A 6,771-nucleotide genomic window follows, 5' to 3' on the forward strand; every position below is an offset into this window, starting at 1 on the left:
GGATGTCTGCGCTCGCTTCTGTTGCCTCCGGGGCTGCACAAAGCGCGTCGTTGCGCAGGATGATCTTCAATGGCATCCGGTTGCGGCGCCCTGAAGTGGAACGTTTTGGTCGTATGGACGAGATCCGCTTCTTGGCCCATTGCTTTCTGAATCGCGATCGATCGCGATCGCAAATATTTCAAGACCTCTGGGTCAGCTACGAGCTCGGAGAGAAGCAGGGCGGGTTCTTTGTTGAGTTTGGTGCAACCAACGGCGTTACGAATAGCAACACCTGGCTGTTGGAAAAGGAATACGGCTGGCAAGGAATTCTAGCTGAGCCAAATCCAATCTGGCACGACGCGCTCACACAGAACCGGGCTTCGCGCAAGGATCATCGGTGCATCAGCTCTAGTTCAGGCAAGAAGGTACGCTTCTTGGTAACGAACGACGTGGATCCGGAGCTCAGCGGGGTAGCCGAGTTCGCTTCGGGTGACCACTTTGCAGCTGTGCGTTCTGCCGGCCAGGAGATCGAAGTTGAGACGGTTTCGCTGAACCAGCTTCTGGCGGACTGCAATGCTCCCCGCAGGATTGACTACATGTCGATAGATACCGAGGGGAGCGAGTACGATATCCTAAAGAGCTTCGATTTCTCCCGCTACAGCATCGATCTACTCAGCGTGGAGCAGAATCGACAAACGGAAGCTGCGATTCAGGCGCTTCTTGCGACGCACGGATACAAGCGAGTCTTCGCGGAGTTCTCGCAGTGGGACGGCTGGTATGTGCATTCGGAGCGCATGACCTCTCGGCGTGGCACGAATCTTGACGGGCAATTGGCGCAAGCCCCGCGCAGGTAGCGTTGGTCGAGAAAACGAATGGCTGACCAGACCCGGACTGAGCCTGAATGAAAGAGTTTTCAGCACGAGCAAGAATGCCGCACATGTCATCGTTAGGGCCCGCGGCTGAAGCAAAGCGCATCAATGTCGCGATGCTGCTCAGCTGCAGTTCCTTCGAAGGGTTTTTTGGGTGGGTGCAGGGTCAGACGCGCGCTAGCTATCTCGAGCGGTATCGAAACGATTGGGCGTGGTACTATGCTCGCGGTTTGAGCCGAAACGGGATTAGGCCGATGCTCTATATCCCCTCACTGCGGGAGTCGGGAAAGTTTGCCACCGATGTTGGGATCGACGTTCGATTTCTGCCGCTCGAGAATTGGTACCAGCTGATCGAACGGGTGTGGGTCAAGCGCCTGTCGCGCCGTTCGCGCTGGTCCCTATATGCTGAGGAACGGTTGAACACGATTGCATTTATGCGGCCGCTTCGGAAAGCGCTGGCAGCGGATAGAATTGATCTGCTGTACGTGCAGGAATATTGGAGCGGCAGGTTCGATCACCTCGCAGGTCGAATTGATTTGCCAATAGTCGGTGCAGATCATGGCGGCCTGCCGGATCGTGTCGTGAAGCTGTTCAAACGCGATAGCTTTTGCAGGGCGGCGTTGCTCTATGGTCAAACCGAGCAGGAATGTCGCATCGTCAGTCGCTATGGCGGTCGATCCCGTCTCCAGCCGAACGGCTGCGACGTATCGGAGTTCTTTCCGGATGCGGCCGCGAGCCGTTCCAAAACGATCCTGACAATCACGCGTTTAACCAACAGGCAAAAGCGCACGACCGACCTCATTCGCGCACTCGCCAACCTGCCAGAGGAATGGACGCTGGATATTGTCGGCACGGGGCCGGACAAGGACCTGATGCAGGGGCTCGCCGCCAAGCTCGGCTTGTCGCACCGGGTGCGATTTCATGGATTTGTCGACCGATCCAAGGTGCGCTCCTTGCTGTGCCGGTGCGGCGTATACGTGATGCCCTCGTCGAACGAGGCGGTGGCACTTGCTGTCCTGGAGGCAATGGCTTGCGGTGCGGCGGTGGTTCTGAGCCGCATACGGGCGTTTGAGCAATTGGTCACGCACGGAGTTAATGGCGTGCTATTTCCCGTCGGTGACGTAACAGGTCTATCCGCTGCCATCCTCGATGCCTGGCGCAATCACCAATCACTTGGCCGAGCAGCAATCGAAACTGTCCACCAAAGCTACAATGCGGAGAAGCTGTACGCGGAGCTGGCAGATAGTCTGCGAAGATCCGCTCATCACGCTGTAGCCACCGCGGCGGAATCAAGCTTGAACTTGGAGGCTTTGTCTTAGCGGCATGAGGCAGGAAATCATAGGCGACGCTCCCCCATCTTTTGAGAAGGTTTGCGTAATGAAGGAATTGTACGAGGGTGATGCTTACGGAAAGAACAATCCGACATGGCATGAGGAGGATGCGCCGTGGAAGGCGGGTCACGTCGCGCAGATGATTCGGCGAAACAACATCCCGACCCAGCGTATATGCGAGATCGGCTGCGGGACGGGCGAGATCTTGTTGAACCTGGAAAGGACGTTTCCGGATGCGCGCTTATCGGGGTACGAAATCTCGCCCGATGCGTTCAGGCGCGCAGCAGCAAAAAGTACTCAACGTACGAAGTTTCACTTAAGCAACCTCCTCGGCGAACACGATTTAGAATTTGATGTTATCCTCGCGATTGACGTGATCGAGCACGTTGAGGACTATATCTCATTCATAAAGCAGTTGCGTAGGTTTGGAACATTTAAGATCTTTCACATCCCGTTGGATCTCTCCGCGCAATCCATTTTGCGGGCTTGGCCGATTGCCGACCTCAGACGCAATGTCGGACACATTCACTACTTCTTCAAACAGTCAGCGTTGGCCACGCTCGAGGATTGCGGCTACACGATTGTCGATCATTGTTACACCGCTAGTCGGTTGGAATTGCCCAATCAGGCCTTCACAAGCCGTCTCATGCGAGTGCCCCGCCGCCTGATGTTTGCCTTCAATGCGGATCTCGCGGTGCGTTTGCTAGGCGGCTACTCGCTGTTGGTCCTCGCAAAATGAGGACCGGCGCAAGTCGGCTGGGTTGCGGTCATAGGCTGAGCCGGGTGATCGGCCTCAGTTGGAGGCGATCGATCCTGAATTGGAGCTGCGCTTATCCGCTGCAGCCAGCTCGTCTGGCGCAATCAGCTTGCGCTGATAGGCACGAAACAGCGCGCGGATAATGACGCCGACAAAGTAACCGCCTTGCAAGATGGCTTGGGTGGCTAAGACGGCAAGAACGGTTTCAAGCCCGCCGAGGCGCTGATTAAGTGTCAGGAAGATCGTGACAAACAGGACAAGCAAGGCAAAGGGGAGCAATGCCCGAAATCGGAAGCGCAGCCCCAACACCGCTCCGAAAATTGCCAGTCCGATCGCCGCGTATTCCATTACAGTGTCCCGCGATACGCGAAGTCCCCTCGAAGAGCTGAGCTGAAACAACGTCCTTGCGATCGGTTTCGCGCCCCCTCACGCCGGCCGGAGTTCGACGCCTCGCCTCGCTTGCCCAACCGACGAACCCGTCAAGTGACAGATCACCTGTTGCGAGAACGTAAACTCGCAGTGTGGCAAGATCTTGTGGCGGTGCAGCACTCTCGGAGCGCCAAAGCCAGTTTGGTGCATCCGAACACAGCTTAGGTCGGCTTGCCAGGCCAAGCTCTGTGAAAGCCACCGACGAGCCACAATAGCAAGCAGAGGAACCAGATCAAGTTAGAGGTTCCCCCCGTCAACGGATTTTTTTCGGCACAGCGCTTTGGTGTTTCGGCCGATGTCACCTTGGCAGGGTATTTGCAACGCAAGCATCGTTGGTTGTTTTTTTCTTGAGGTCAATCGTCCCGGTGAACGCGCCGGACCAAGCACTGGGGTGTCTTGCATCTTCCCTGGCTATTTGCCGCAGGTGTGCATGCGTATTGTACAATTACTCAATCATACACGCCGGCTGAATGGTCATGTGCATGCCGCCGTGGACCTCGCCTGTGCGCAGGTGAAGCTCGGCCATCAGGTCGCGATGGTGAGCGGCGGCGGCGATTTTGATGCCTTGCTCGCGGACAACAATGTCGAAAACATCCGCATTGGTTTGGAGCGTCGACCTAAGGAGCTGCTGCAGGCCACGCTGTCGCTCTATCGGCTGATGCGCGATTGGCGGGCAGAGGTGGTTCATGCCCATATGATGACCAGCGCTGTCCTTGCCTGGCCAATTTGCAAGTTGCTCGGAATCCCGCTCATCACAACCGTTCACAATGAATTCCAGTCAAGCGCGGTCCTCATGGGCCTCGGAGCGAGAGTGATCGCGGTTAGTGCAGCAGTTGGGAAGTCAATGCGAAGACGAGGCATCCCACAGTCGAGGATCCGTGTGGTTCTGAATGGAACAATCGGTGCAGCGCGTTTCGAGCAAAAGGATCGCACGCCAGCCTCGCTTCAATCACCGGCGATTGTGTTCGTTGGCGGACTGCATCCGCGAAAAGGGCTATCGGACCTCTTTTCTGCGTTCGATATGGTTTACGCGGCGCTCGGAGCAGGACGCTTATATATTGTCGGCGACGGTCCGCACCGCGAGCAATATGCCGTCCAGGTCAGCTCGATGGCATGCGCGTCGGCGGTGACCTTCTTGGGTCCTCAAGATAATCCGTTTCCGTTCCTGTCAGGGGCCGACATATTCGTGTTGCCGTCGCACGCTGATCCCGCTCCGCTGGTGCTGTCGGAAGCGCGGGAAGCTGGCTGCGCCATCGTCGCGACCGATGTCGACGGAATTCCTGAATTGCTTGAACAGGGACAAGCAGGCGTTCTCGTTCCTATGGGCAACCCGCAAAGACTTGCCGAAGTATTGCGCTGTTTGCTCCAAGACCGACAAGCTGTGCTGGAGTGGAAAAAGAAAAGTCAGTTCAATCTAGAGTTTCTTACAATTGAGCGAGTCGCTCGTCAAACGCTGGCGATTTACGAAGAGGCGTCAGGTCCCACTCATGCTCACGCCTGAAGCAAGCGATGTCAGTGACGCAGCTACAGCGACGACGTGCTCGAGAACAGAGGTTAGCGATGCTCCCCAGCTCGCTGTCATCATCACTTGCTTCAATTACGAGGCTTACATTGAGCGAGCGATCAAGAGCGTCTTAGACCAGAACTGCGATGCCTGCGAACTCCTGGTGGTGGACGATGGCTCAACTGACGGCTCCTGGGAGACGATCACGCGCTGTGCGGTGACTGCATTCAAGATCCAAAACCGAGGGCAGCTAGGGGCCTGCCTGTTTGGGCTAGAAAAGACCCAAGCAAGATTCATCTTGTTTCTCGACGCCGATGATGAGCTCAAGCCAGGTTCACTGGCCAGAATCTTGGCCGAACTAGACGAGCGCGTTGCAAAACTTCAATTTGGTCTGGCGCTCATCGATGCCGAAAGCAGGCCTGTCGGATCATTCTCGTCGCTCGAATCGTTTCGGGAGCGCGACCGATTGGTCGATGAGGTGCTCAGACGCGGCGTCTACAAGACGCCACCGACGTCTGGAAACGTATTTCGTCGGGATGTCTGCGAGCTGCTGCGCGAGGTGGACTATGACAAGGCCGTTGACGGAGTGATTTTGTTTGTTGCTCCATTCTTTGGGGACGTCGTCAGCCTTTCCGAAGAGCTGGGAAACTACCGCGTGCACAGCCTCAACGATTCGCAGCTCGGTCAGCTTCCAAGCGCTTCGTTGCTGCAGCGCGATATCAAGAGGTTTGTGGCACGTACCGAGCATTTGCGCGCGATTCTTGCTCGAGTGGCTCCGGGCCGAAGATTGGTCGAGCCGCAGGGCGCCTTTTACTATCGCGAGCGCAGCTTCTGCCTTCAAATCGTATCGGCAAGCAGCTCACGCGCTTCGATGTTGCCGAAATTGATAGCGAGTGTTGGCTCTGAGCCTTTCCCGATCGTTCAGAAAATTGCGCTGATTGCTTTCTTCGTGCTTGCGGCCATGCTGCCTCACGAAGCAGCCAGAGCATTGATGGCCTACCGGTCTCGAAACCGGAGACGATCGGGACGCCTCCGCTTGGTTTCGCGCCGCTAGATAAGGCGCTGCCATTGGCTCAGTTGCGGCCCTTCTCGGTGTCGCCATTCACCCCTGGGAGCCAACCGTTCACGGGCCGAGCTATCGGTTCCACCCATCTATCAAACTAGATCATGGAAGCTGAAGAGTTGGCCGAGCACGTTTCCGATCGCGCCCTGCGGCAGGTTCGTACCGTTGAAGCTGACGGAGTCCACGTAAAGATTGCGGTCAGTTTCGGGGGTGCCGTCCCAGCGGTCGTTGAGAAGGTGGACCAGGACAGTGTGATCGCCGGGTCCCCAATCGCCGTGCACGGCAATGGTCTCGGATTGATTTGCCGCATGCGATGCATGGGCCGTCAATGTCCCACCGACTTGGTTGCCATCGACCGAGATAGTGTAGAGCGCGTCGCCCAGATAGGCATCTTCGCTGATCTTGAACACGAGTTGATCCGGACCGGCGCCGATCGATGTCGATGAGCCGTTTTGTGTTTGGGAAGGCGTACCGGTCGGGTTTGTCTGCAGTACAGGCGTGGTCGCTGGCGCGCTCGTGTCGGGCGTTGCACCATCATGGAAGCTGAAGGTTTGTCCGAGTACGTTTCCGATGGCGCCTTGCGGAAGGTTCGTACCGTTAAAGCTGACGGAGTCCACGTAAAGATTGCGGTCGGTATCCCGGGTGCCATCCCAGCGGTCGTTAAGGAAGTGAACCAGGACAGTGTGATCGCCGGGTCCCCAATCCCCGTCCACGGCAATGGTGTCGGATTGACCGGCCGCATGCGATGCATGGGCGGTCAATGTCCCGCCGATCTGGTTGCCATCGACCGAGATGGTGTAGAGCGCGTCTCCAAGATAGGCATCTTCGCTGATCTTGAA

At 56.9% G+C, this 6,771-nt stretch carries 7 protein-coding genes; 5 read left to right on the top strand and 2 right to left on the bottom strand.

The genetic code is table 11. The features are described 5' to 3' along the window. The first annotated feature begins 2 nt into the window (after nucleotides 1-2). From ACTEK7_RS36270 to ACTEK7_RS36280, 3 genes are all read left to right on the top strand, one after another. A complete protein-coding gene (locus tag ACTEK7_RS36270) occupies nucleotides 3-833 on the top strand; it encodes an FkbM family methyltransferase (RefSeq protein WP_225147020.1) in 831 nt (276 codons plus the stop codon). 131 nt (nucleotides 834-964) lie between these two features. Continuing rightward, nucleotides 965-2,167, top strand: a complete 1,203-nt coding sequence (locus ACTEK7_RS36275) for a glycosyltransferase family 4 protein (RefSeq protein ID WP_225147066.1) — start codon at nucleotides 965-967, stop codon at nucleotides 2,165-2,167. Between the two features lie 58 nt (nucleotides 2,168-2,225). Next, complete coding sequence (locus ACTEK7_RS36280) at nucleotides 2,226-2,918, top strand: class I SAM-dependent methyltransferase (RefSeq protein WP_036035408.1); 693 nt, start codon at nucleotides 2,226-2,228, stop codon at nucleotides 2,916-2,918. A 54-nt stretch (nucleotides 2,919-2,972) separates the two neighbouring features. On the opposite strand, the gene ACTEK7_RS36285 is transcribed toward ACTEK7_RS36280, so the two are convergent. Next, nucleotides 2,973-3,284 (bottom strand): hypothetical protein, encoded by a 312-nt coding sequence (locus ACTEK7_RS36285; RefSeq protein WP_157286778.1) that lies wholly within the window; start codon nucleotides 3,282-3,284, stop codon nucleotides 2,973-2,975. A gap of 511 nt (nucleotides 3,285-3,795) precedes the next feature. Here ACTEK7_RS36285 and ACTEK7_RS36290 point away from each other — a divergent pair. Continuing rightward, nucleotides 3,796-4,866, top strand: coding sequence for a glycosyltransferase family 4 protein (locus ACTEK7_RS36290; protein ID WP_225147067.1), 1,071 nt, complete (start codon nucleotides 3,796-3,798; stop codon nucleotides 4,864-4,866). Further along, nucleotides 4,853-5,923 (top strand): glycosyltransferase family 2 protein, encoded by a 1,071-nt coding sequence (locus tag ACTEK7_RS36295; protein ID WP_225147021.1) that lies wholly within the window; start codon nucleotides 4,853-4,855, stop codon nucleotides 5,921-5,923. The genes ACTEK7_RS36290 and ACTEK7_RS36295 overlap by 14 nt, the downstream gene beginning before the upstream one ends. A 101-nt stretch (nucleotides 5,924-6,024) precedes the next feature. On the opposite strand, the gene ACTEK7_RS36300 is transcribed toward ACTEK7_RS36295, so the two are convergent. Beyond that, a partial coding sequence (locus ACTEK7_RS36300) for a carbohydrate-binding domain-containing protein (protein WP_474810800.1) occupies nucleotides 6,025-6,771 on the bottom strand: 747 nt, incomplete at its 5' end.

Source organism: Bradyrhizobium sp. JHI2711, assembly GCF_056156565.1.